Here is a 22,642-nt window from a genome sequence, read left to right as displayed (position 1 = left end):
CGGTCAGCCGGCCGTGCCACCGACGCGGCGCAGCAGCAGTTCCTGCAGATGCACCCGGGCGACGTCGTCACCGCCACGCCGGGTCCAGCTGCCGTCTCCGGCCAGCTCGAACGCGTCCACTTCGGGGCTCATCGCGGCGGTGAGCACGTGGTCCAGTTCGGCGCGGGCGATCGGGTCGCTCACCCGCACCAGCGCCTCCACCCGACGGTCCAGGTTGCGGTGCATGAGGTCGGCCGAGCCCATCCAGAACTCGGCCTCACCGTTGTTGCCGAACCGGAAGACCCGGGAGTGTTCCAGGAACCGGCCGAGGATCGAGCGGACCCGGATGTTCTCCGACAACCCCGGCACCCCGGGGCGCAGCGTGCACATGCCCCGGATGAGCAGGTCGACGTGTACGCCGGCCTGGGAGGCGCGGTACAGCGCGTCGGCCACCCCCTCGTCGACCAGCGAGTTGACCTTGAACTGGACCAGGCCGGGCATGCCCAGGCGGACGTGCGAGATCTCCCGTTCGATCCGCTCGATGAGCCCGCTGCGGATGCCCTGCGGCGCGACCAGCAACCGCCGGAACGCGGTCTGCCGGCTGTACCCGGTGAGCACGTTGAACAGGTCCGTGAGGTCGGCGCCGATCTCCGGGTCGGCGGTGAGCATGCCGAAGTCCTCGTACAGTCGGGCCGTCTTCGGGTGGTAGTTGCCGGTGCCGATGTGGCAGTAGCGACGGATCTGGTTGCCCTCCTGCCGAACCACAAGCGCGGTCTTGCAGTGCGTCTTCAAGCCGACCAGGCCGTACACCACGTGGCAGCCGGCGCGTTCCAGCGTGCGGGCCCAGCCGATGTTGGCCACCTCGTCGAAGCGGGCCTTCACCTCCACCAGCACCACCACCTGCTTGCCGGCGGCGGCCGCGTCGACGAGCGCGTCGACGATCGGGGAGTCGCCGCTGGTCCGGTAGAGGGTCTGCTTGATGGCCAACACGTTCGGGTCGGCGGCGGCCTGCTCGATGAAGCGCTGCACGCTTGTGGCGAACGAGTGGTACGGGTGGTGCACCAGGATGTCCCCGTCGCGCAGGGTGGAGAAGACGCTGCGCGGCACCTCGCCCTCGGCGAGCCGAGGATGGGTGGCGGGCACGAACGGCGGGTCCTTCAGGTCCGGTCGGTCCGCCTCGCCGTAGACCTGCCACAGGGCGGACAGGTCCAGCAGGCCGGGCACCCGCAGGACGTCCTGGTCGTCCATGTCCAGCTCGCGGACGAGCAGTTCCAACATGTGGTCGGAGATCGACGCGGCGACCTCCAGGCGGACGGGGGGACCGAACCGCCGCCGGGCCAGTTCCCGCTCCAGGGCCTGGAGCAGATCCTCGTCGCGGTCCTCGTCGACCTCCACCTCGGCGTTGCGGGTGACCCGGAACAGGTGGCACTCGACCACCTGCATGCCACTGAACAGCTGCCCCAGGTGCACCGAGATCAGGTCCTCCACCGGCAGCATCCGCACGCCCGGCTGGTCCCGGTCCACCCGAACGAAACGGGGAACGTTGTTGGGCACCTTCACCCGGGCGAACAGCTCGGAACCGCCGTCGGGGTCACGAACCGCCACCGCCAGGTTCAGCGACCGCCCCGAGATGTACGGGAACGGGTGCGCCGGGTCCACCGCGAGCGGGGTCAGCACCGGGAAGATGTGCTCGCGGAAGTAGGTGCGCAACCGCTCCCGCTCGCCGTCGCCCAGCTCGGCCCAGCGCAGGATCCGGATGCGCTCGTCGGCGAGCTTGGGCAGCACGTCGTCGACGAAGCAGGCGGCGTGCCGGGCGCCCAGTGCGGCGGTCCGCTCGGCGATCAGCTCCAACTGCGTACGCAGGGGCAGCCGATCCCCGCCGCGCACCGGCAGGCCGGCAGAGAGCCGCCGCTTCAGCCCGGCGATGCGCACCATGTAGAACTCGTCGAGATTGCTGGCGAAGATGGCCAGGAACTTGGCCCGCTCCAGCAGCGGGGTGCGCTGGTCTTCGGCCAGGGTGAGCACCCGGGCGTTGAAGTCGAGCCAGGACAGCTCCCGGTTGAGGAACCGGTCCTCCGGCAGCGGCGGAGCGGAGGGCTCGTCGTCGTCCTCCTGCCTGGCGCCCGTCGACAGGTCGCCCGGCAGGACCGGGTGGACGTCACCGGCGGCCGGGCCGTCCGCCTCGATCTTCGGCGCGGGTTCGATGACCTCGTCCAGCCCGGAGGAGGCGGCGCCGGGATCGTCCGCGAGGGTGTCGGCGCGGGCGGCGCTTGCGCGTTCGGCGCGGGACGGGCGGAAGCGCCCATCGGTGCCGCGCGTGCGGGAGCCGTTGCGGAGGTCGGTGGCGGGCGGGTTGGCCGGTTGCTCGCGAGGGGTGCTCACCCGCTCATAATCACCCGATTACGGTAAACGCAAAATGAACTTGAGCTCGCCGACTCAGATCATCGTCGGCAATGTCACCCGGACGACCTCGCCGTCGGGATCGGTGTCGATGCGAACCCGCTGACCGAGCCGGAGAAGTCGCAGCCCGGAGGCGTCGAAGGCCCGGGCGGGGAAGCGCATCTCGGTGCCGTCGTCGAGCAGCAGGACACCGCTGCGCGTCGCCGCGTCGTAGCTGGCCACCGTGCCCTGCATGCTGGCACCGTACACCCGGGGAATCAGCCCGCGGCGCGGGCGGGGCGGGATCAGCCCGCGGCGCGGGCCGGGCGAGCGGCGGCGACGAGCGCGGCCGTGCGCGGCCCCAGCCCGAGCTGGGCGGCGGCGGCCAGGTCCGCGGCGGTGTCCACGTCCCGGCGCAGGCTGGGCCAGTCGCCGTCGAGCGGCAGCGCCCCGCTCGCCGCGTGCGCGGCCGCCGAGCCCACCCCGAAACGAGGGTCCAACGGCACGCCCGGCGGGGCGGTGAGCAGCACCGTGCCCCCGCCGGGTGCGTCCGGCAGGAACCGGCGTACCGCGGGTTGGCCGTTCTGCGCCGCGAGCAGCGCGCCGGTCAGCTCGGCCGGGCGTAGCGCCGGCACGTCCCCGGTGATCCCGGCCACCCACCCGGCGGCGGCCCCGGCCGCACCGCGCCGGAACGCGGCGTTCAGACCGGCGCCCGGCTCGTCCGGCAGCACCCGCGCGCCGGCCGCCCGCGCCGCCGCCGCCACCCGGGCGTCGTCGGTCACCACCAGGGCCTCGGCGACCGCCGGGCAGGCCAGCACCGCGCGGAGCGTGTCGGTCGCCAGGGCCAGCGCCAGCTCCTCGTGCGGTACGCCCGGCAGCGCGCCCCGCAGCCGGCTCTTGGCCGCGGCCAGTTGCTTCACCGGCACCACCACGGCCCACCTCGGCTGACTCACGTCCGCAATCCTGCCAGCCGGACGGCGGGCCCCTCGCTGGCCGTACCGGGGGCGAGCAGGCATGATTTCCGCTGCGGGTGTCGCGGGCGGGATTTCGCGGCGGGGTTGGGGCGCGACGAGGAGGCACAGTGGCACGGCGGAGGCTGGGGTTCTGGCAATGGTTCGCCGTGGGCCTGGTGAAGCCGGTGATGACCGTCTGGACCCGGCGTACCTGGCGTGGTCAGGAGCATCTCCACCGCGACGGCGGCGTGATCATCGTGGCCAACCACATCTCGCACGCCGACCCGTTGGTGTCCGCGCACTTCATCTACGACTCCGGGCGCTGGCCGCAGTACCTGGGCAAGGCCAGCGTCTTCCGGGTGCCGGTGGTCGGCTGGATCCTGCACCGGTGCCGGCAGATCCCGGTCGAGCGGGGCAGCGTCGACGCCGTCCGCTCGCTGGACGCCCTGGTCGCCGCGCTCGACCAGGGCGGCGCGGTCGTGATCTACCCTGAGGGCACCACCACGCGACAGCCGGAGCTCTGGCCGATGAAGGCCAAGACCGGTGCGGCCCGGCTGGCCCTGGCCACCGGCGCCCCGGTCGTACCGGTGGTGATGTGGGGGCCGGAACGGATCTTCGACCCGCGGACGACACGTGTCAGCCTGCGCCCCCGGATCCCGGTGACCGTTGCCGCCGGGGAGCCGATCGACCTGAGCCGGTGGGCGGACGCCCAGCCGACCCGGGCCACCCTCGAGGAGATGACGGACACCATCATGTTGCGGCTGCGGGACATGCTCGCCGAGATCCGGGGCGGTACCCCGCCGCCACTGTGGGAGCGACCGGCCCGGTCCTCCGTCGGCCGCGAGCAGCGGGATGACGCGGCATGAGCGGTCACGTCGCGGTGCTCGGTGCCGGTTCCTGGGGCACCGCGTTCGCCAAGATCCTCGCTGACGCGGGGCGGGACGTGACGGTGTGGGCCCGCCGCGCGCCGGTCGCCGAGAGCATCCGGACCGAGCGCCGCAACCCGGAGTACCTGCCCGACCTGCTGCTGCCGGCCCGCGTCACCGCCACCGCCGACGCCGCCGAGGCGATCACCGGCGCCGAGGTGGTGGTGCTGGCCGTGCCGTCGCAGACCCTGCGCGGCAACCTCGCCGAATGGGCCGGGCACCTGCACCCGGACTCCACCCTGGTGTCGCTGATGAAGGGCATCGAGCTGGGCACCACCAAGCGGATGAGCGAGGTCATCGTGGAGACCGCCGGGGTCGCCGCGGACCGGGTGGTCGTCGTGTCCGGCCCCAACCTGGCCCCGGAGATCGCCGCCGAGCAGCCCGCCGCGACAGTGGTCGCCGGAACGAACAGCGCCCGCGCCACGCTCGTCCAGTCGTCGATCCGGACGCCGTACCTGCGCCCCTACACCAACGACGACGTGATCGGCTGTGAGCTGGGCGGGGCGGTGAAGAACGTGATCGCCCTGTCGTACGGCATCGCCACCGCGATGGGTTTCGGCGACAACACCCGGGCCATGCTGATGACCCGAGGGCTGGCCGAGACGGCCCGGCTGGGCGTGGCGCTCGGCGCGGACCCGATCACCTTCGCCGGCCTCGCCGGCATGGGCGACCTGGTCGCCTCCTGCTCGTCCCCGCTGGCCCGCAACCGCACCTTCGGCGAACATCTGGGCCGGGGGGAGACGCTGGAGCAGGCCCAGACGGCCACCCGGCAGACCGCCGAGGGCGTGAAGAGTTGCCTGGCGATCCGCGACCTGGCCCGGGCGCACGGCGTGGAGATGCCGATCACCGAGCACGTCGAGCGGATCTGCCACGAGGGGATGGACCCGCGCCTCGCCGTGGAGACCCTGATGAGCCGCACCGCCAAACCCGAGTCGTACGAGTGAGGAACCCGATGACCGAGTGGGGGGACGGCACCCGCTGCGTACGCGCCGGCCTGCCCGAACCGGCACCGGGGGACCCGTTCCTGCCCGGCCCGGTCTTCGCCGCGCCGTACCACCTCGACCCGTTCCAGGGTCAGGGCACGTCGCCGAACGGCTACGGTCGCCCCGACAACCCGACGCGGCGGCTGCTGGAGGCGGCGGTCGGCGAGTTGGAGGGCGGTGACTGCCGGGTCTTCGCGACCGGTCAGGCGGCCATCACCGGCCTGCTGCTCACCCTGCTGCGGCCGGGGGACACCGTGGTGCTCCCCACCGACGGATACTTCCCGGTCCGGGCGTTCGCCACCGGAGTCCTGGAGGCCATCGGCGTCCGGGTGCTCTTCGTGCCGACCGTCGGGCCGTACCCGTCGTTCGAGGGCGTCCGGCTGGTGCTGGTGGAGACCCCCGCCAATCCGGGCCTGGACGTGGTCGACGTGGCGGCCCTGGCTGAGCGGGCGCACGCCGCCGGCGCGCTGCTCGCGGTGGACAACACCACGGCCACCCCGCTCGGTCAGCGCCCGCTGGATCTCGGTGCCGACCTGGTGGTCGCCTCCGGCACGAAGGCGCTCACCGGCCACTCCGACCTGCTGCTGGGCTACCTGGCCGGCCGGTCCACCGAGCTGATGGACGCGGTGACGACCTGGCGTACCACCACCGGGGCGGTGCCGGGCGCGTTCGACGCCTGGTTGGCCCACCGGTCACTTGCCACTCTCGACCTGCGGCTGGCCCGGCAGAGCGCGAACGCCGCCGCGGTCGTCGACCTGCTCGCCGGCCGGTCGGACGTGACCGGCCTGCGGTGGCCGGGGCGGCCGGACGACCCCGCGTACCCGGTGGCCTCGGCGCAGATGCGCCGGATACCGGGGGTGCTCTCGTTCGACCTGGGCGACGCCGACCGGGTGGGCCGGTTCGTCGAGGCCGCCCGGCTGGTGGCGGCGGCGACCTCGTTCGGCGGCCTGCACACCACGGCGGACCGGCGGGCGCAGTGGGGCGACGACACCGCTCCCGGCTTCGTCCGGCTGTCCTGCGGCGCGGAGGACACCGCCGACCTGGTGGCCGACATCGCCGCCGCCTTGGATGTGGCCGGGGCGGTCTGACGTCTCCCATGGCGCCTTCTTCCCGCTCCGATCGGGCCGCTCTGGTGGGCCGGTTGCGGGCCGCCGGCTGCGTCTACGCCGAGGACGAGGCCGAGCTGCTGCTGGCCGCCGCGCACAGCCCGGCGGCGTTGGCCGACCTGACCGACCGTCGGGTGGCTGGCGAACCGTTGGAGTACCTGCTCGGCTGGGCGGAGTTCTGCGGCCTGCGGATCGCCGTCGACGAGGGCGTCTTCGTGCCCCGTGCCCGGACCGCCCTGCTGGTCGACCTGGCGGCCGAACTGACAGGCGTGGCGCCGGCCGTGGTCGACCTCTGCTGCGGCTCCGGGGCCACCACCGTCGCGCTGGCGCACCGGCTCGCGCCGCGCTGGCTGGCCGCCGCCGACATCGACCCGGCGGCTGTGGCATGCGCGCGCCGCAACGTCGTCGGGCTGGACGTCGAGGTGTACGAGGGTGACCTCTTCGCCCCACTGCCCCGGCAGTGGCGGGGTCGGCTGGACCTGGTGGTCGCCAACGCCCCGTACGTGCCGACCGACGCGGTCGCGCTCATGCCGCCGGAGGCGCGACTGCACGAGGCCCCGGTGGCGCTCGACGGCGGCCCGGACGGGCTCTCCGTGCTGCGCCGGGTGGGTGTCGCCGCGGCGGACTGGCTGGCCCCCGGCGGCCACCTGGTGGTCGAAGCCGGCACGACGCAGCTAGAAGCCCTCCACACGGCGTTGACGGAAGCCGGCCTAACCCCAACGGTCCACCACAACGAAGACCTGGACGCCACCGCGCTGACCGCCCGCCGCCCCTGACCCGAGACGATCATGGAGTTGTGGTGCCCGTTGAGCGCCATAACGGGTACTTCGTCTCCCAGCACAACTCCTTGATCGATGGCTGGGAGTTGCCGAACGGTCCGGTGGAGGCTGCTCGGGCCGCCCGGGCATGGCGGGGGAGGGGGGTTGGCACTAGCCTCGGCTCACACTTACGACGGCGGGAGGCGGTTTTCGGTGGGCAGCGCAGGGGTGCCGGTGGTCGTCGGGCTGGACAACGGCGGCACCAGCAACAACGCCACCGTGCTGACGGTGGACGGCCGCTTCCTGGTGGACGGCCTGTTGGAGATTCCCAGCGAGGTGCGGTCCGGGCCGGAGGCGGCGATCGAGGCGTTGGCCCGGGCGCTGGACGGCGCCCTGGCGCAGACAGGTGTGCCGCGTGACCTGGTCCGGGCGGTCGGGCTGGACACTCCCGGTCCGGCCAGCGCCGAGGGTGTCATCTCGTCCCGGGGCTCCACCAACTTCTCGCAACCGGCCTGGCGCGGCTTCGACGTGCGAGGGGCGCTGGAGCGACGGCTCGGCCTGCCGGTGATCTACCACAACGACGGCAACGCGGCCGCGCTCTACGCCCACCACGTCCACTTCGGCGCCGACGCGATGAACCGCTCGTCGGTGTCCGCGATCGTCGGCACCGGCCTGGGCGGCGGTGTGGTCGAGGGCGGTCGGGTGATCGCCGGCGCGGCCGGGATGGCCGGGGAGCTCGGCCACGTGCACATCCCGCTGAACGGGCTGCTCGGCCCCGGTCAGCCGGAGCCCACCTGCGCCTGCGGCTTCACCGGGGATGTCGAGAGCGTCGCCTCGCTGACCGGCATCGAACGGAACCTGCTGCCGTACTGGTTGACCCGCTACCCCGACCACCCGCTCGCCGCCGAGCCGGTGGCCCGTGCGGCCAAGCTCGTCCGGGGGTACGGCGAGCGCGCGGACGCCCTCGCCCGGGACCTCTTCACCCAGCAGGCGATGGCGTTGGGGCGGCTGTTCACCGTCGCCGCGAACTTCACCGACCCGCACGCGTACTTCGTCGGCGGTGGGGTGGTGGAGGCGGCGCCGGAGTTCCGCGACTGGTTCCTGGCGACTGTTCGCGAGCACACCGTGCTCCGCGAGGAGCAGGCGGCGGTGGCCACCTTCGCGTTGGTGCCGGACCGGGACATGGCCGGCGCCCGAGGCGTCGCGATCGCCGCGTTGGAGGCGCTACGCGCCGTTCCGGAGCCCCGCCCGCTGGTTGCCTGAGCCGGCGCGGGCCTCGACCCGCGCCGGCTCGGCACGTCTGGTCAGCGCCGGGGTGGCGCCTGGGCGAAGGCGGCCCAGGCCGCCGGTGGGAACAGCAGGGCCGGGCCGACCGGGTCCTTGGAGTCGCGGACGGCCACGAGCTGCGGGATCGCGGCCACCTCCACGCAGGCGCCTTCGTCGCCGCTGCGGCTGCTCTTGCGCCACGGCGCTGCGGCCAAGGCTGCTGTGATCATCGGTGTCATCGGTCCTACCGTCCCTTCAGGGCTGTCAGGAGCATCTCGCGGCTGTCCGCCGGGCTGAGCGCCACGCTTCGGAGATGCTCCATGATCTTGGTGCAGGTACGCGTCTCGCCGGCGCGGTCAAGGATCATCTGACCGGCGACGGTCTCCACCGACGCGATGATCGGGTCCTCCGGGTCGGCGAACTCGAGGATGTGCAGGGAACCCCGGGTGCCCCGGTGGTAGCCGGCGGAGAGCGGGATCACCTGAACGCTGATGTTCGGCAGTTCGGCCATCTTGACCAGGTGCCGCAGTTGCCCGTTCATCACCGACTGGTCGCCGACCGGGCGGAGCAGCGCGCCCTCGTCGATGATCGCGTCGAGGATGGGCGGTTTGTCGGCGGTGAGCCGCAGTTGCCGGTCGAGCCGGATCTTGACCCGCTGCTCCACCAGGTCGTCGCCGAGAGTGTGCGGCCCGCCGCGCATCACGGCGCGGACGTAGTCCGCGGTCTGCAACAGGCCGGGCACCACCGAGGGCTCGAAGTTGGCGATGGCGGTCGCCTCGGCCTCCAACGCGATGAAGTCGATGGTGCGGGGATCGAGCAGGTACGAGTACGACACCCACCAGCCCGGCTTGCGGGCGTCCTTGGCCAACTGCACCGCCGCGGCCACCTCCTCGGCACCCACCCCGTACGACGTGAGCAGGGCGCGCACGGTGGCGGGGGTGATCAGGGTCTGGCCGTTCTCGTACCGGGAGAGGGTGCTGCGGGTGCTGTTGATCTCGTCCGCCGCGGTCTCCAGCGTCAGCCCGGCGGCTTCCCGGTGGTGGCGCAGGGCGATGCCGAGCCGGCGGGCACGGGCGGTCTTCGGGGCCATGCATCGATGGTCGCACACATTTGCGGGAACGTCTGCATGAGAGAACGTCGATGAGAGTTGCATTCACGGCTGTCCACGTGTCAATCTGTTATCGCGTCCTCACCGCCGGTTGTCGTGGCGACGGTGGTGGTGAGCGACCGGAGGGGATGGGGCGCGCGGCGATCGGGTTTCTCCCCCGTACCCGATCGTCGCGTGCCGCCCCTCCACCCCGGCCTGCCGGAAGGAGACGACGTGCGAACCCGTCCGGAGCCCTCCGCCATACCCTCGGGCGGCGCGTGATGACCCGCTTCCTCGTCGTGCTCACCGACGTGCGTCCCGCCGAGGGCGTCAACCGCAACGAGCGGGTCGCGCCGGAACGGCGCCGGCAGGTCGTCGGCGCCAGCAGCCGGGAGGCCGCCGACCGCATCGCCGGAGCGTTCATGGCGCTGGGCATGGTGCGGGCCGGCCGGCAGCGGGTGAAGGTGATCGCGGTCGGCCGCCGACACTCCCGGGACTGAGCGGACCCAGGTCGGCGTCCCGCGACGCCGCTACCCACCAATTACGCACCGTATATCCTGTGATGACCGAATGCCGTGTCGCACCGTGGCTCGCCGGGTATCGCCTCGCCCTGTGGCCACGCACAGTAAGGTCAACCGGGTGAGCGCCACCGGCGAGCACGACCAGCCGCAGCCGCGTACGAAGAGGTGACCGGAGTGACCACCCCAGGCAAGACCCGCGTGGCGATCGTCTTCGGCGGCCGCAGCCCGGAGCACGGCATCTCCTGCGTCAGCGCCGGCAGCGTGTTCGGCGCACTCGACCCGGACGAGTTCGAGGTGGTGCCGGTGGGCATCACGCGGGCCGGCCAGTGGGTGCTGACCAACGGGGATCCCGCCCAGCTCGCGATCAATGCCCGTCAGCTGCCGGAGATCACCGCCGACTCCGGCGACGACATCGTGCTGCGCGCCGACCCCACCGGCAACGGACTGATGGTGCTCGACCCGACCGAGGGCCCCCGGGCGCTGGCCGACGTGGACGTGGTCTTCCCGGTGCTGCACGGCACGTACGGGGAGGACGGCACCATCCAGGGAATGCTGGAGATGGCCGGCATCCCCTACGTCGGAGCGAACGTGTTCGCCTCCGCGGCGGCCATGGACAAGGAGTTCACCAAGAAGCTCTGCGCCGTCGAGGGCATCCCGGTCGGCACGTACGCGGTGCTGCGCAACGGCATGACGCTCAGCGAGCAGGACAAGGAGCGGCTCGGCCTGCCGGTCTTCGTCAAGCCGTCCCGGGCCGGGTCGTCGTTCGGCGTCAGCAAGGTCACCGACTGGGCCGAACTGGACGCGGCCGTCGCCGCCGCCCGGCAGTTCGACCCGAAGGTCATCATCGAGGCCGCGATCGTCGGCCGCGAGATCGAGTGCGGTGTGCTGGAGGGCGAGGCCGGTGGCGCGCCCGAGGCGTCGGTGCTGGCCGAGGTGCGGGTCGTCGCCGACCACGACTTCTACGACTTCGAGGCGAAGTACCTCGACGACTCCTGCGAGTACGACATTCCGGCCAACCTGCCGGAGAAGGTGACCCGCCAGGTGCAGGAGTACGCGGTCCGCGCGTTCACCGCGCTGGACTGCGCCGGCCTGGCCCGGGCCGACTTCTTCGTCACCCCCGAGCTGGACGTCTACCTCAACGAGATCAACACGATGCCGGGCTTCACGCCGACGTCGATGTTCCCGCGGATGTGGGCGGCCTCCGGCCTGGAGTACCCGAAGCTGGTCAACCGGCTGATCCGTACCGCCCAGCGGCGCGGCGTCGGCCTGCACTGACCCGCCCGATCCCGCCCGCGCCTGTCAGCCGGCGCGGGCGGAGTCGGTTCGCGCTCAGTGCTGGCAGCCGGACGGGACGGCGCCGCCGGACGGCACGCTCGCCACGATCGTGCTGGAGATCGTCGGCAACCACTGCAACGGCTGCTCGTACGAGCGCGGGACGCGCACGGTGATCAGCGTCTCCCGGTCGACCGTGGAGAGGACCGCCGCGTCGGCCTGCTCGGCCAGGTGCCAGCAGACCTGGTTGACCGTCCAGACCTCGTCGGTGCTGGGGAAGGTCGGCTCGGTGCCGCCGCAGGCCAGGGTGAGCGCGGGGTCGCCGTACGCGGCGTTCTGCTCCGGACCGGCGGTGACCGGTCGCTGGGCCAGGTCGCGGATGCTCGCCGGGAGTTGGGAGAGCAGGGCCCGGCAGACCGTGGCCGGGCGGGCGGCCAGCGCCGGGGCGGCCATCTCCACCGGGGCGGTGGACTGCACCCGGGCGCTTGTCGCGGATGGTGTCGGCGCGGCGGCCGGCGCGTCCGGGCTGAGCTTGCTGAAGGCCAGCACGGCCACCAGCAGCGTGATCGGCAGCGCGATCAACGTGGCCAGCAGGGCCGCGCCGCGCATGGTGCGGTCGCGGCCGGCCGGCGCGGCGGCGGCGGGATCGGTCGACTCGCCGATACCGTCAGCCGGCTCGGGCGTGCCATCGGCCGCGTCGCGCGCCGCGTCGTCGTCCAGGGCAGAGGAGGAGGTCGTCATCTCGTCCACTTACAGCCGCACCACCGAACACGTGAGGGTGCGGGTGATGCCGGGCACCATCTGCACCTTGCTGACGATGAGCTTGCCGAGCTCGTCGACGGTGTTCGCCTCGGTGAGGACGACCACGTCGTACGGGCCGGTGACGGCGTCGACGCGTACCACGCCGGGGATGTCCGCGATGAGACCCGCCACGTCACGTGCGCGGCCGACCTCGGTCTGGATGAGGATGTACGCCTGTACCACGACTCGACCTCCGTCCGTCGCCGCCCGGGAGCGGCCCGAAGGGTGAAACTACCTTACGGACCAGGTCTGATCCCTATCGGTGGTCAAGGAGCAGCGGTGAGCGAGCACGGCGGAGCCGGGCAGCACGGGCGGAACGCCCGCGGCGGCCACGGTGTGTCCGGTATCGGGGAGTTCGGGCTGATCGGGAAGATCACCGCCCGGCTGTCGTACGGGCCGACGACCCTGCTCGGCCCGGGGGACGACGCGGCGGTGGTGGCCGCGCCGGACGGCCGGGTCGCGGCCTCCACCGACGTGCTCGTCGACGGGCGGCACTTCCGGCGGGACTGGTCCTCGGCCCGCGACGTCGGCCACCGGGCGGCGGCGGCCAACCTGGCGGACATCGCGGCGATGGGTGCCACGCCGACCGCCCTGCTTGTCGCTCTGTGCATGCCGGCGGACCTGGACACCGGCTGGGCGGAGGAGTTGGCCGACGGGCTCTCCGCGGAGGCGGCCACGGTCGGCGCGAGTGTCGTCGGCGGGGACATGTCGGCCAGCCCCACCCTGACCGTCGCGGTCACCGCGCTGGGCGACCTGGCGGGCCGTCCGCCGGTGTTGCGCTCGGGGGCCCGACCCGGGGACGTGCTCGCCCTGGCCGGGCGCACCGGGTACGCGGCAGCCGGTCTGACCGTACTGACCCGTGGCTTCCGGACGCCCCGGCTGTTGGTCGAGGCGTACCGGCGGCCGCAGGTGCCCTACCGGGCCGGCCCGGAGGCCGCCCAACTCGGTGCCACCTCCATGATCGACGTGTCGGACGGGCTCCTCGCCGACCTCGGGCACGTCTCGGCGGCCAGCGGGGTGGCGATCGACGTACGCCGGGACAGGTTCGAGGTGCCCCGGCAGATGGCCGACGCGGCGCAGGCGCTCGGCGTCGACCCGTACACCTGGATCCTCGCTGGTGGCGACGACCACGCACTGGCCGCGACCTTCCCCCCGGCGGTGGTGCTGCCGCCGGGCTGGCGGCCGATCGGCCTGGTCACGGATGGTGCCGGCGTGACGGTCGACGGCCGTGCCCACGACGGCCCGACCGGCTGGGACCACTTCCGGTGAGGCCCACGCGCCGCCGTACCCTGGATACCGTGAGTGAGATCGAGATCCGGGTGGTTCGGTTCGACGCGCCGGTGGCGCAGCGCCTGATCCACGCCGCACTGGCCGACCTCGGTGCCCGCTACGGCGGTACCGGCGACGACACCCCGGTGGACGCGGCCGAGTTCGAGCCGCCCGATGGCGCGTTCCTCGTCGCCTACCTGGCCGGCGAGCCGGTCGGCTGCGGTGGCTGGCGCAGCCACGGCGCGGACGCCGCGGAGCTGAAGCGGATGTACACGGCGCCGGCGGCGCGGGGGCGGGGAGTGGCCCGCGCGGTGCTGGCGGCCGTCGAGCGCTCAGCCCGCGAGCAGGGCCGCAAGCGAGTGGTGCTGGAGTGCGGCGACAAGCAGCCCGAGGCGATCGCCATGTACGGCTCCGCCGGGTACGAGCGGATCCCGAACTTCGGCTTCTACAAGGACGCGGAGGGCGTCGTCTCCTTCGGCCGTACCCTCTGACCTGCGCGCCCGGCCCGGGTCTGCCGTGCCTGGCCGGCGCACCAGAGGCCCGGCGGGCTCGTGTGCGGCGGCCGCCACGGACATGACAGAGCCGGCGGACCCTCGGGGTCCGCCGGCTGAGCCGTACGAGAAGGTGGGTGCTACCGCGTCAGGCGCGGGTGACCTTGCCGGCCTTGATGCACGAGGTGCAGACCTTCAACTTCTTGGTGTTGCCGCCACCGGCCGGGGTACGCACCGACTGGATGTTCGGGTTCCAGCGGCGGTTGGTCCGCCGGTGCGAGTGGGACACGTTGTGGCCGAAGCCCGGTCCCTTGCCACAGACGTCGCACACGCTAGCCACGGGATACTCCTGGGATTGATACGTTCATGAGGTCGCCGGCAGGTGCTGCCCGGGCAACCTGGTCAGGTTACCCGATGACTCGCCGACCCGGCCAACCGGCCCGGTCCGGCGCTCGCCCGTGCCCCGGCTCGCGCCTGGTCGTGGGCCTGTCCGCCCGACGGCGGGCCGGCCCGGCGGCAAGGGTACCGGAGACGGTGGTTTCCGCCGCGGCCAGCGCCGGCGTGCGGCGCGGGGGACACGCCGGACGAGTCCGACGGGTGTCGGCGCGCGCCAGTAGGCTTCTGCCCGTGCTGGACACCCTCGACGCCGCCGCGGTCCGCCGCTGGTGCGCGAGCGGGTTGGCCGCGCTGAAGCGTCACCAGGGCGAGATCGACCAGCTCAACGTCTATCCGGTGCCCGACGGCGACACCGGCACCAACCTGGTGCTCACCCTCACCTCGGCCCAGCAGGCCCTCGCCATGGATCTGGACACTCTCCCCGACAGCGGGCCGACCGCGCACGGGCACGCGTTGCGGCTGATGGCCCAGGGCGCGCTGCTCGGGGCGCGGGGCAACTCCGGGGTGATCCTCTCGCAGATCCTGCGCGGTTTCGCCGACCAGGTCGCCGGGGTGCCGGCGATCCGTGGCCGGGAGCTGGCCGCCGCGCTGCGGTCCGGCACCGCCGCCGCGTACGCCGCGGTCTCCCGGCCGGTCGAGGGCACAGTGCTCACCGTGGTCGCGGCGGCCGCCACCGCGGCCGACGGCGCGGACAGCGACGACCTGCCGACGGTGGCCGGCGTCGCGGCCCGGGCGGCGGCCGAGGCACTCGCCCGGACCCCGGAGCAACTGCCGGCGCTGGCCCGCGCCGGGGTGGTCGACGCCGGTGGCCGAGGGCTCTGCGTGCTGCTCGACGCCCTGGTCGAGGTGCTGACCGGGGAGAGCACGGCCCGGCCCGCGCCGATGCCGCGCTCCGCCCGCCCGGCGGCCACCGTCGCCCGCGAGACCGGTTCCGACGAGTACGCGTACGAGGTGCAGTTCCTGCTCGATGCCCGTGCCGAGGCGGTCGCCGGGTTGCGGCAGGCCCTGCACGCGTTGGGGGATTCGCTCGTCGTCGTCGGCGACGGCCGTGAGCCGGAAGGCACGTGGAACGTGCACGTGCACGTCAACGACGTGGGCGCGGCGGTCGAGGCCGGTGTCGCGGCCGGCCGCCCGTACCGGATCTCGGTGACCCGCTTCGCCGACCAGTCGGAGTCGCCCTCCGGCCCGGTGGTGGCCGGCCGGGCCGCTGTGGTGGTGGCCACCGGCGGCGGCATCGCCGACCTGTTCGCCGCGGAGGGCGCCACGGTGGTGCCGGGCAACCCGTCCACGGGCGAGTTGCTGGACGCCGTCCGCAGCACCGGCGCGGCCCGGGTGGTGGTGCTGCCCAACGACGCCAACACCGAGGCGGTGGCGAGCGCGGCCGCCCGCGAGGCCCACCGGTACGGCATCAAGGTGAGCGTGGTGCCGACCCGCTCGCCCGTGCAGGCGTTGGCCGCCCTCGCGGTCCGCGACGGTGACCGCCGTTTCGAGGACGACGTCATCGCGATGGCCGAGGCTGCTGGCGCCTGCCGCTACGCCGAGGTCTGCCATGCCAGCAGGGAGGCGCTGACCGTGGCCGGTCCGTGCCGCCCCGGCGACGTGTTGGCGCTGGTGGAGGGGGAGGTGCACCTGATCGGCGCCGATCTCACCGACACCTGCGCGGCAGTGGTCGACCGGATGCTCGGTGGTGGCGGCGAGATGGTCACCCTGCTGGCCGGGGCGGACGCTCCGGCCGGGCTCACCGACGCCGTCCGCGCGCACGTCGCGCGACGCTGGCCGTTCGTCGAGGTGCACGCGTACCCGGGCGGCCAACCGTTTTATCCGCTCCTGGTAGGGATCGAATGAGCGAACCAGCCACGGTGGACACTCCACTGAAGAAGCTGGTCGGGGACAAGACAGCCAAGGCGCTGGCCTCGCACCTCGACCTGCACACCGCGGGTGACCTGGTCTACCACTTCCCGCGCCGTTACGACGAGCGCGGTGAGCACACCGACATCCGCGCACTGGACGTCGGTGAGCAGGTCACCGTGCTGGCCCAGGTGCAGCGCACCGCGGTGCGCCCGATGCGTCAGCGGCGGGGCAACCTGCTGGAGGTGACCGTCGGCGACGGCTCCGGCGGGGTGCTGACGTTGACCTTCTTCGGCAACCAGGCGTGGCGTGAGCGGGAGCTGCGCCCCGGCCGGTGGGGCCTGTTCGCCGGCAAGGTCACCGAGTTCCGGGGCAAACGGCAGCTCAACGGCCCGGAGTACGTCCTGCTCGGTGAGGGTGGCGACGGCGAGGCGGCGGTCAGCGACGACATCGAGGAGTTCGCCGGGGCGCTGATCCCCGTCTACCCGGCCGCCGCGGCCGTGCCGACCTGGGTGATCGCGCGCTGCGTGCGTGTCGTACTGGACACGTTCACCCCGCCGAACGATCCACTGCCGAGCGCCGTGCGGGCCGGCCGCAAGCTGGTCGGGCTGGGCGCCGCGCTGACCGAGATCCACCGGCCGTCCAGCAAGGAGGCGCTGCACCAGGCGCGGCGGCGACTCAAGTGGGACGAGGCCTTCGCCGTCCAGGTGACCCTGGTGCAGCGCAAGCACCGGGCAGCCGACTGGCCGGCCCGGCCTCGCCCGGCGGCCCCGGGCGGGCTGCTGGAAGCCTTCGACGCCCGACTCCCGTACGAGCTGACGGCCGGTCAGCGTGAGGTGGGTGTGGAGATCGCTGCGGATCTGGCCACCCCACACCCCATGCACCGCCTGTTGCAGGGCGAGGTGGGCTCGGGCAAGACGGTGGTGGCGCTACGGGCGATGCTCCAGGTGGTCGACGCGGGCGGGCAGGCCGCGCTGCTGGCACCCACCGAGGTGTTGGCCGCCCAGCATCACCGGGGCATGCTCGACCTGCTCGGGCCACTCGGGCGGGCCGGCGAGCTGGGCTCCGCCGAGCACGCCACCCGGGTCGAGTTGGTCACCGGCTCGCTGGGCGCGGCGGCCCGCCGTCGGGCGCTCGGCGAGGTGGCCAGCGGCGCCGCCGGCATCGTGCTCGGCACCCACGCCCTGCTCTACGAGGGGGTCGACTTCGCCGACCTCGGCCTGGTGGTCGTCGACGAGCAGCACCGCTTCGGCGTCGAGCAGCGCGACGCCCTGCGGGCCAAGGCCGACCAGCCGCCGCACGTGCTGGTGATGACGGCCACCCCGATCCCGCGCACGGTGGCGATGACCGTCTACGGCGACCTGGAGGTCTCCACCCTCTCCCAGCTGCCCCGGGGGCGGTCGCCGATCGCCTCGCACGTGGTGCCGGCCGCCGAGAAGCCGGCCTACCTGGACCGGGCCTGGCGTCGGCTGCGCGAGGAGGTGACCGCCGGCCACCAGGCGTACGTGGTGTGCCCGCGGATCGGCGACGGACCGACTAGCGACGAGGAACCGCCACCCGAGGACGACAACGGCCGACGGCCGCCGGTGGCGGTGACCGAGGTGGCTCCGCTGCTGGCCGAGGGCCCGCTGCGCGGCCTACGGATCGGGGTGCTGCACGGTCGCCTCTCGGCCGACGAGAAGGACGCGGTGATGCGTTCCTTCGCGGCCGGCGACCTGGATGTGCTGGTGGCGACCACGGTGATCGAGGTCGGCGTGGACGTGCCGAACGCGACAGTGATGATCGTGCTGGACGCCGACCGGTTCGGTGTCTCCCAGTTGCACCAGTTGCGGGGCCGGGTCGGCCGGGGCGCCGCCGCCGGGCTCTGTCTGCTGGTCAGCGAGGCGGCCGAGGGTTCGTCGGCTCGGGAGCGGCTGGACGCGGTGGCGTCCACGAGCGACGGTTTCAAGCTCGCCGAACTCGATCTGGAGCAGCGCCGTGAGGGCGACGTGCTGGGTGCCACCCAGTCTGGGCGTCGCTCGCACCTGCGGTTGCTGTCCCTGCGACGCGACGCCGACCTGATCCGCGACGCCCGCGCCGAGGCGATCACCCTGATCGAGGACGACCCGGAGCTGACCCGCAATCCGGCGCTGGCCGCCTCGGTGGCCGCACTCGTGGACGAGGACCGCGCGGAGTACCTGGAAAAGGGCTGACCACGCGTCCGGCCGCGCCGGTGATCCACTCGGCTTTCCTGAAACCGGGGTGTCCGCGTCGGCGGGACACCCCGGTTTCAATGATGTCGAGTCGATCACGTAGGTCGTTACATGGCTGAGGGCGCGTCGACCGGGTGGTCGACGCGCCCTCAGGTGTCAGAGCGGGTTGTCTCAGGCGGTGAAGCGAACCCGACGACGACGGGCCACCATGAACAGCGCGACACCGGCGGCCAGCAGGACCGCGGCGCCGGCGATGATGCCGCCGGTGGCAGCACCGGTCAGCGGCAGAGACGGCTCGTCCTTGTCGCCACCACCCTGACCCGTGGTGCAGTCGGCCGGCTTCTCCCAGGCGATCGGGGTGGTGTCGTCGAGGCCCTCGGCCGCCGGCGTCACGGTCAGACCCTCGAACGCCTTGAAGGTGACGGTGCCGCTCTTGCCCGGCTCGACGGTCAGCGTCTGGGCCTTGCCCTTGTTCGGGGTGAAGGTGATGGTGATCGTCTTACCGTCGGCCGGGTTGGCGATGTCGAAGATCAGCTCGGTGCAGGTCGACTTGTAGCTGCCGGCCGGCTCGCCGGGCTCGACGCAGTTCTCAGCGGCGGCGGGCGTGCCCTCGAAGAGCGGCTTGTCCAGACCGTCGGCAACCACCTTGATGGTGGTGGCGTTCTTGGCCGGCACCTTGACCGACTTGCTCTCGCCGGCCGCGACGGTGGCGCCCTTGGTGAAGCCGTCGGCACCGGTGATGGTGAACTTCGCCGGAGCGGTGGCGTCCTTGGCGTTTCCGAGCTTCACCAGGACGTCGCCGTCACAGTCCGAGGCCACGTTGGCGGTCGGCTTGGGGGTCGTCGGAACCGGGGGCTGCTCCTTGGTGCAGGTCCCACTGAACTCGATCGCCGCCGAGCGCAGCTCCTTGTCCTCGAATTCGTTGTTCCACATGGCCCGCACCGACAGGGTGGCCTTGGTGGTCTTCGCGTCCAGGCGCTGGGTGGCGGTCACCGCGTCGCTGACGGCGTGCGGGTAGACCTTGCCCTCGGTCACCGCGATGCCGTCGATGGTGGCGTCGCTGGCGGTCTCGCCGACGTACGTCTTCGCCGAGACCTCGCTGAACTTGTAGCTCGTGACGTCGCCCGGGGCGAAGGTCTTGACGGTCCAGGTGGCCACCCACTCGCCGGCGGCGGTGTCACAGTCGGCTTTGACCTGGATTTCGCTGTGGTGGGCGCTGGCGGGTGCGGCGAAGGTCACGACGCCGGCGAGGCCGATCAGCGCGCCCGCGGCGATGGCCGCTACGCGCCGGAACGGAGACTTGGGAGGGTTCACGCCTGCTCCTGGTGAGGGGGGTACGGATCGCGTGGCGGGAGGCCGGGAGACATCGTGACCGGGGAGTCACCTGCTCACCGGGGCGTCGCGCGACGCGGTGGTGTTCCCGCAGCGAAAGCGGGGACAGGGGGAGACTGTACTGATGGGTGGTTAATGAGGGGAGTTCAGATCATTGCCATCCGGCAATGTAGTTGATTCGTGATCTTTGATACACCGAAGGTGTTGGTCCGGTCACTGGGGACGGACCGCCGGCCGGGGCTCCACGGTGGACGCCGCGCCGTCGGGGCAGCTCAGGTGCTCCGCGTCGTCGCCGGCTGGCCGGCCGCTCGGATCCGCGCCGTCCTGACCGGGTTCGCGCCGCATCGCGTAGCGTCGCGGGCATGAGCAGGAGGAAACGGTGACCCGGATCGTGGCCGGGACGCTCGGTGGCCGGCGGATCGCCGCGCCGCCCGGCGCCGGCACCCGACCCACCTCGGACCGGGTCCGGGAGGCACTCTTCAGTGCCGTCCAGGCCGAGGTCGACCTCGACGGCGCCCGCTTCGCCGACCTGTACGCCGGCTCCGGCGCGGTCGGCCTGGAGGCGCTCTCCAGGGGCGCGCGGCACGTGCTGCTTGTCGAGTCCGACCCGCGGGCGGCCCGGGTGATCCGGGAGAACGTGGCGGCCCTGCGCGCCGGTCCGGCGGCCCGTCTGGTCACCGGCAAGGTGGCGACGGTGCTGGCCTCCGGACCGGACGGCGAGCCGTACGACGTGGTCTTCGCCGACCCGCCGTACGCGGTGCCGGACGAGGAGATCACCGCGCTGTTGGCCGCGCTGGTGGACGGCGGGTGGCTGGCGCCCGACGCGTTGGTGGTGGTGGAGCGGTCCCGCCGTACCAGGGAGTTCGACTGGGTGGAGGGGATCACCGCCGAGCGCAGTCGCCGTTACGGCGAGACCACCCTTTGGTACGGTCGCCGATCATGAGACGTGCGGTGTGCCCCGGTTCGTTCGACCCGGTCACCAACGGACACCTCGACATCATCGGGCGGGCCAGTCGGCTCTTCGACGAGGTGATCGTCGGTGTGCTGGTGAACCAGTCGAAGAGTGGCCTGTTCACCGTCGAGGAGCGCATCGAGATGCTCCGCGAGGTGACCTCGTCGTACGGCAACGTGCGGGTCGAGTCCTTCCGAGGGCTGCTGGTGGACTTCTGCCGGGCCCAGCAGGCGAGTGTGCTGATCAAGGGTCTGCGGGCGGTCAGCGACTTCGACTACGAGTTGCAGATGGCCCAGATGAACATCGGTCTGGCCGGTGTCGAGACGCTCTTCATGCCTACCAACCCGCTCTACTCGTTCCTCTCGTCGAGCCTGGTCAAGGACGTGGCCAAGTGGGGCGGCGACATCTCCGCCCACGTCCCCGACCCGGTCCGCGAGGCCCTCCAGGCCCGTCTGGGCCCCCGCCGCTGACCCGCCCTCATCTCCCCCGTACCCCCGCGATCTTGCACTCACGGTGCCCGAACCAGCCCTTTTTGGAATGGTTTGGTGCAACCGAAAGTGCAAGATTGGCGGGGGGTGACTATGTCGCGACTCGCCGGGTTGGGGTGAGTGGGGCGGCGGTGGGGCGGGCAGGACATGATTGGTGGCGCGGGGAACGGCCGTAGCCCGCATCATGGAGGTCGGCCGACGAACGACAGGAGTGAGGTAGCCGGTGGACCCGCTCGATCGCATCGACGAACTGATCGCCATCCTGGAGCAGGCCCGCTCCGTCCCGATGTCGCGCAACAACTGCATGGTCGACCGGGGTGAGATGATCGCCGCCCTCGATGAGATGCGCGCCGATCTCCCCGCCGATCTACGTCGTGCCGCCGCGCTCCTGGAGGAGCGCGACAAGATCATGGACGCCGGCAAGCGCGAGGCGGACCGGATCATCAGTGAGGGTGAGGCAGAACACGCCCGCCTGGTCTCGGTGAACGAGATCACCGTGTCGGCCGAGCACGAGGGTGCCCGGATCATCGGCGAGGCCCGCGCCGAGGCGCAGCGCCTGCGTGAGGAGGTCGACGACTACGTCGACACCGCGCTGGCCAACTTCGAGCAGTTCCTCACCAGGGCGCTGGCCTCGATAGAGCGCGGCCGGGACAAGATGCACGCGCTGCGGGAGATCGGCACCTTCGCTGGGGATGAGGCGGAACGCCCGCTACCCTTCTGAGCGGCACCTCACCAGCCGACTTCTCAGGCGGGCGTCGCCCCCGGTTCGACGGTCCGGCGGTCGTCCAGGTAACCTTTTTTGTCGGCCTCTCACCGGCCGGAGTCTAACTATGCCCAAGCACTCGCCATCGACACTCAACCCCAGGTCGCCGTTGGTCCTCGACACGAGGGACCTGCCGCGTCGCCCTGGCGCGTTGCGTGAGGTCCAGCGGGTCGTGCCGGCACCGGCGGACCTCGGTGTGGAGTTGATCGGCGTGCCGGAGGGCGCGGACCTCGACCTCGATCTGAGGTTGCAGTCGGTGTCCGAGGGCGTGCTCGTCTCCGGGACCATCACCGGTCCTGTCCGGGGCGAGTGCGGCCGTTGCCTGCGCGAGATCAACGACTCGATGGGCGTGACGATCCAGGAGCTGTACGCGTACGAGGACAGCACCACGGACGCCACGACCGACGAGGACGAGGTGGGCCGGATGCAGGGCGATCTGATCGACCTGGAGCCGGCGCTGCGGGACGCGTTGGTGCTCACGCTGCCGACCAACCCGCTCTGCCGGGAGGACTGCCCAGGACTGTGCCCCGAATGCGGGGCGCACTGGGACGATCTGCCGGCCGACCACAGTCACCAGCAGATCGACCCGCGTTGGGCGGGCCTGTCGCAACTGACCGTTACAGAGGAGTAAGAACCGTGGCCGTCCCGAAGCGCAAGATGTCGCGCAGCAACACCCGGTCCCGCCGGGCGAACTGGAAGGCGACAGTGGTCGCGACCGTTGCGTGCCCGCAGTGCAAGTCCCCGAAGCTGCCGCACGCCGCCTGCTCCGTCTGCGGCACCTACAACGGCCGCCAGGTTCTCGAGGTCTGACCTGGACGCCGAGTGACGCCCCCGACCCCAGGCCGGGCGGCGCGCGCATCCTGGCATTCGCCCGGTGCTC

Annotated in this window: 25 protein-coding genes; 16 read left to right on the top strand and 9 right to left on the bottom strand. The window is 72.4% G+C overall.

Going from position 1 to position 22,642, the window contains the following annotated elements:
• Window positions 1-3: 3 nt before the first annotated feature.
• From ACLQ3B_RS17460 to cofC, 3 genes are read right to left on the bottom strand one after another with little or no spacing between them, the layout of a single operon-like run.
• The gene (locus ACLQ3B_RS17460) at window positions 4-2,361 is read right to left on the bottom strand and encodes an RNA degradosome polyphosphate kinase (protein ID WP_425781797.1); all 2,358 of its coding nucleotides are present in this window, start codon (window positions 2,359-2,361) and stop codon (window positions 4-6) included.
• Window positions 2,362-2,415: 54 nt separating this feature from the next.
• Entirely contained in the window at window positions 2,416-2,613 is a 198-nt protein-coding gene (locus tag ACLQ3B_RS17455) for a cold-shock protein (RefSeq protein ID WP_030335323.1), read from the bottom strand.
• A gap of 50 nt (window positions 2,614-2,663) precedes the next feature.
• Window positions 2,664-3,311 carry a 2-phospho-L-lactate guanylyltransferase gene (cofC, locus tag ACLQ3B_RS17450; protein ID WP_425781796.1) on the bottom strand — a complete coding sequence of 216 codons (648 nt, stop codon included), beginning with the start codon at window positions 3,309-3,311 and terminating at the stop codon, window positions 2,664-2,666.
• Window positions 3,312-3,439: 128 nt separating this feature from the next.
• Here cofC and ACLQ3B_RS17445 point away from each other — a divergent pair, with 128 nt between their 5' ends.
• From ACLQ3B_RS17445 to ACLQ3B_RS17425, 5 genes are all read left to right on the top strand, one after another.
• Complete coding sequence (locus ACLQ3B_RS17445) at window positions 3,440-4,177, top strand: lysophospholipid acyltransferase family protein (protein ID WP_425781795.1); 738 nt, start codon at window positions 3,440-3,442, stop codon at window positions 4,175-4,177.
• Window positions 4,174-5,181, top strand: coding sequence for an NAD(P)H-dependent glycerol-3-phosphate dehydrogenase (locus ACLQ3B_RS17440; protein ID WP_210786417.1), 1,008 nt, complete (start codon window positions 4,174-4,176; stop codon window positions 5,179-5,181). Before ACLQ3B_RS17445 ends, ACLQ3B_RS17440 begins: the two co-directional genes overlap by 4 nt.
• Before the next feature lie 8 nt (window positions 5,182-5,189).
• Complete coding sequence (locus ACLQ3B_RS17435) at window positions 5,190-6,308, top strand: cystathionine gamma-lyase (RefSeq protein ID WP_425781794.1); 1,119 nt, start codon at window positions 5,190-5,192, stop codon at window positions 6,306-6,308.
• Between the two features lie 8 nt (window positions 6,309-6,316).
• Complete coding sequence (locus tag ACLQ3B_RS17430) at window positions 6,317-7,102, top strand: putative protein N(5)-glutamine methyltransferase (protein ID WP_425781793.1); 786 nt, start codon at window positions 6,317-6,319, stop codon at window positions 7,100-7,102.
• 195 nt (window positions 7,103-7,297) lie between these two features.
• On the top strand, window positions 7,298-8,347 hold the full coding sequence (locus ACLQ3B_RS17425; RefSeq protein WP_425781792.1) for an ROK family protein: 1,050 nt from the start codon (window positions 7,298-7,300) through the stop codon (window positions 8,345-8,347).
• A 41-nt stretch (window positions 8,348-8,388) separates the two neighbouring features.
• On the opposite strand, the gene ACLQ3B_RS17420 is transcribed toward ACLQ3B_RS17425, so the two are convergent.
• Together ACLQ3B_RS17420 and ACLQ3B_RS17415 are read right to left on the bottom strand one after the other, a co-directional pair.
• Window positions 8,389-8,589 carry a DUF397 domain-containing protein gene (locus tag ACLQ3B_RS17420; RefSeq protein ID WP_425781791.1) on the bottom strand — a complete coding sequence of 67 codons (201 nt, stop codon included), beginning with the start codon at window positions 8,587-8,589 and terminating at the stop codon, window positions 8,389-8,391.
• A 5-nt stretch (window positions 8,590-8,594) separates the two neighbouring features.
• Window positions 8,595-9,440, bottom strand: a complete 846-nt coding sequence (locus ACLQ3B_RS17415) for a helix-turn-helix domain-containing protein (RefSeq protein WP_425781790.1) — start codon at window positions 9,438-9,440, stop codon at window positions 8,595-8,597.
• A 278-nt stretch (window positions 9,441-9,718) separates the two neighbouring features.
• Between ACLQ3B_RS17415 and ACLQ3B_RS17410 the strand changes: the two genes are divergently transcribed.
• Together ACLQ3B_RS17410 and ACLQ3B_RS17405 are read left to right on the top strand one after the other, a co-directional pair.
• The gene (locus ACLQ3B_RS17410; protein WP_425781789.1) at window positions 9,719-9,937 is read left to right on the top strand and encodes a hypothetical protein; all 219 of its coding nucleotides are present in this window, start codon (window positions 9,719-9,721) and stop codon (window positions 9,935-9,937) included.
• Window positions 9,938-10,132: 195 nt separating this feature from the next.
• Entirely contained in the window at window positions 10,133-11,233 is a 1,101-nt protein-coding gene (locus ACLQ3B_RS17405; protein ID WP_112603452.1) for a D-alanine--D-alanine ligase family protein, read from the top strand.
• 54 nt (window positions 11,234-11,287) lie between these two features.
• On the opposite strand, the gene ACLQ3B_RS17400 is transcribed toward ACLQ3B_RS17405, so the two are convergent.
• Together ACLQ3B_RS17400 and ACLQ3B_RS17395 are read right to left on the bottom strand one after the other, a co-directional pair.
• The gene (locus ACLQ3B_RS17400) at window positions 11,288-11,980 is read right to left on the bottom strand and encodes a DUF3515 family protein (protein ID WP_425781788.1); all 693 of its coding nucleotides are present in this window, start codon (window positions 11,978-11,980) and stop codon (window positions 11,288-11,290) included.
• Window positions 11,981-12,214, bottom strand: a complete 234-nt coding sequence (locus tag ACLQ3B_RS17395) for an Lrp/AsnC ligand binding domain-containing protein (RefSeq protein ID WP_030487446.1) — start codon at window positions 12,212-12,214, stop codon at window positions 11,981-11,983.
• A gap of 96 nt (window positions 12,215-12,310) precedes the next feature.
• On the opposite strand from ACLQ3B_RS17395, the gene ACLQ3B_RS17390 reads away from it, so the two are divergent.
• Window positions 12,311-13,300 (top strand): thiamine-phosphate kinase, encoded by a 990-nt coding sequence (locus ACLQ3B_RS17390; RefSeq protein ID WP_425781787.1) that lies wholly within the window; start codon window positions 12,311-12,313, stop codon window positions 13,298-13,300.
• A 29-nt stretch (window positions 13,301-13,329) separates the two neighbouring features.
• Window positions 13,330-13,791: a GNAT family N-acetyltransferase gene (locus ACLQ3B_RS17385; protein WP_425781786.1), complete on the top strand. Its 462-nt coding sequence runs from the start codon at window positions 13,330-13,332 to the stop codon at window positions 13,789-13,791.
• Window positions 13,792-13,939: 148 nt separating this feature from the next.
• Here the strand turns inward: ACLQ3B_RS17385 and rpmB are convergent, their stop codons facing one another.
• Window positions 13,940-14,131 (bottom strand): 50S ribosomal protein L28, encoded by a 192-nt coding sequence (rpmB, locus tag ACLQ3B_RS17380; protein ID WP_011905179.1) that lies wholly within the window; start codon window positions 14,129-14,131, stop codon window positions 13,940-13,942.
• Between the two features lie 287 nt (window positions 14,132-14,418).
• On the opposite strand from rpmB, the gene ACLQ3B_RS17375 reads away from it, so the two are divergent.
• Window positions 14,419-16,032: a DAK2 domain-containing protein gene (locus tag ACLQ3B_RS17375; RefSeq protein WP_425781785.1), complete on the top strand. Its 1,614-nt coding sequence runs from the start codon at window positions 14,419-14,421 to the stop codon at window positions 16,030-16,032.
• Window positions 16,029-18,227, top strand: a complete 2,199-nt coding sequence (gene recG / locus ACLQ3B_RS17370; protein WP_425781784.1) for an ATP-dependent DNA helicase RecG — start codon at window positions 16,029-16,031, stop codon at window positions 18,225-18,227. Before ACLQ3B_RS17375 ends, recG begins: the two co-directional genes overlap by 4 nt.
• 171 nt (window positions 18,228-18,398) lie before the next feature.
• Here recG and ACLQ3B_RS17365 read toward each other — a convergent pair whose 3' ends face one another.
• Window positions 18,399-19,541, bottom strand: a complete 1,143-nt coding sequence (locus ACLQ3B_RS17365) for an LPXTG cell wall anchor domain-containing protein (RefSeq protein ID WP_425781783.1) — start codon at window positions 19,539-19,541, stop codon at window positions 18,399-18,401.
• Between the two features lie 397 nt (window positions 19,542-19,938).
• Between ACLQ3B_RS17365 and rsmD the strand changes: the two genes are divergently transcribed.
• The 5 genes from rsmD (at window position 19,939) to rpmF (ending at window position 22,572) form a co-directional block, all read left to right on the top strand.
• A complete protein-coding gene (gene rsmD, locus ACLQ3B_RS17360) occupies window positions 19,939-20,502 on the top strand; it encodes a 16S rRNA (guanine(966)-N(2))-methyltransferase RsmD (RefSeq protein ID WP_425781782.1) in 564 nt (187 codons plus the stop codon).
• Entirely contained in the window at window positions 20,499-20,981 is a 483-nt protein-coding gene (gene coaD, locus ACLQ3B_RS17355) for a pantetheine-phosphate adenylyltransferase (protein WP_030335289.1), read from the top strand. Before rsmD ends, coaD begins: the two co-directional genes overlap by 4 nt.
• A 241-nt stretch (window positions 20,982-21,222) precedes the next feature.
• On the top strand, window positions 21,223-21,720 hold the full coding sequence (locus ACLQ3B_RS17350) for a hypothetical protein (RefSeq protein ID WP_196921503.1): 498 nt from the start codon (window positions 21,223-21,225) through the stop codon (window positions 21,718-21,720).
• Window positions 21,721-21,829: 109 nt separating this feature from the next.
• Window positions 21,830-22,393, top strand: coding sequence for a YceD family protein (locus ACLQ3B_RS17345; protein WP_110562455.1), 564 nt, complete (start codon window positions 21,830-21,832; stop codon window positions 22,391-22,393).
• Window positions 22,394-22,398: 5 nt separating this feature from the next.
• Window positions 22,399-22,572, top strand: a complete 174-nt coding sequence (rpmF, locus tag ACLQ3B_RS17340; RefSeq protein WP_030335284.1) for a 50S ribosomal protein L32 — start codon at window positions 22,399-22,401, stop codon at window positions 22,570-22,572.
• The last annotated feature ends 70 nt before the right edge of the window (window positions 22,573-22,642 follow it).

Source organism: Micromonospora sp. DT53 (assembly GCF_049841535.1).
GTDB lineage: Bacteria > Actinomycetota > Actinomycetes > Mycobacteriales > Micromonosporaceae > Micromonospora.
The sequence above is the reverse complement of the archived record's forward strand: the minus strand, read 5'-3'. Positions and strand labels throughout refer to the sequence as shown.

Coding starts and splice junctions, on each gene's coding strand:
- ACLQ3B_RS17435 (WP_425781794.1), top strand. CDS start 5,190: ATGACCGAGTGGGGGGACGGCACCCGCTGCGTACGCGCCGGCCTGCCC.
- ACLQ3B_RS17455 (WP_030335323.1), bottom strand. CDS start 2,613: ATGCAGGGCACGGTGGCCAGCTACGACGCGGCGACGCGCAGCGGTGTC.
- ACLQ3B_RS17415 (WP_425781790.1), bottom strand. CDS start 9,440: ATGGCCCCGAAGACCGCCCGTGCCCGCCGGCTCGGCATCGCCCTGCGC.
- ACLQ3B_RS17345 (WP_110562455.1), top strand. CDS start 21,830: ATGCCCAAGCACTCGCCATCGACACTCAACCCCAGGTCGCCGTTGGTC.
- ACLQ3B_RS17440 (WP_210786417.1), top strand. CDS start 4,174: ATGAGCGGTCACGTCGCGGTGCTCGGTGCCGGTTCCTGGGGCACCGCG.
- ACLQ3B_RS17420 (WP_425781791.1), bottom strand. CDS start 8,589: ATGACACCGATGATCACAGCAGCCTTGGCCGCAGCGCCGTGGCGCAAG.
- coaD (WP_030335289.1), top strand. CDS start 20,499: ATGAGACGTGCGGTGTGCCCCGGTTCGTTCGACCCGGTCACCAACGGA.
- ACLQ3B_RS17430 (WP_425781793.1), top strand. CDS start 6,317: ATGGCGCCTTCTTCCCGCTCCGATCGGGCCGCTCTGGTGGGCCGGTTG.
- recG (WP_425781784.1), top strand. CDS start 16,029: ATGAGCGAACCAGCCACGGTGGACACTCCACTGAAGAAGCTGGTCGGG.
- ACLQ3B_RS17410 (WP_425781789.1), top strand. CDS start 9,719: ATGACCCGCTTCCTCGTCGTGCTCACCGACGTGCGTCCCGCCGAGGGC.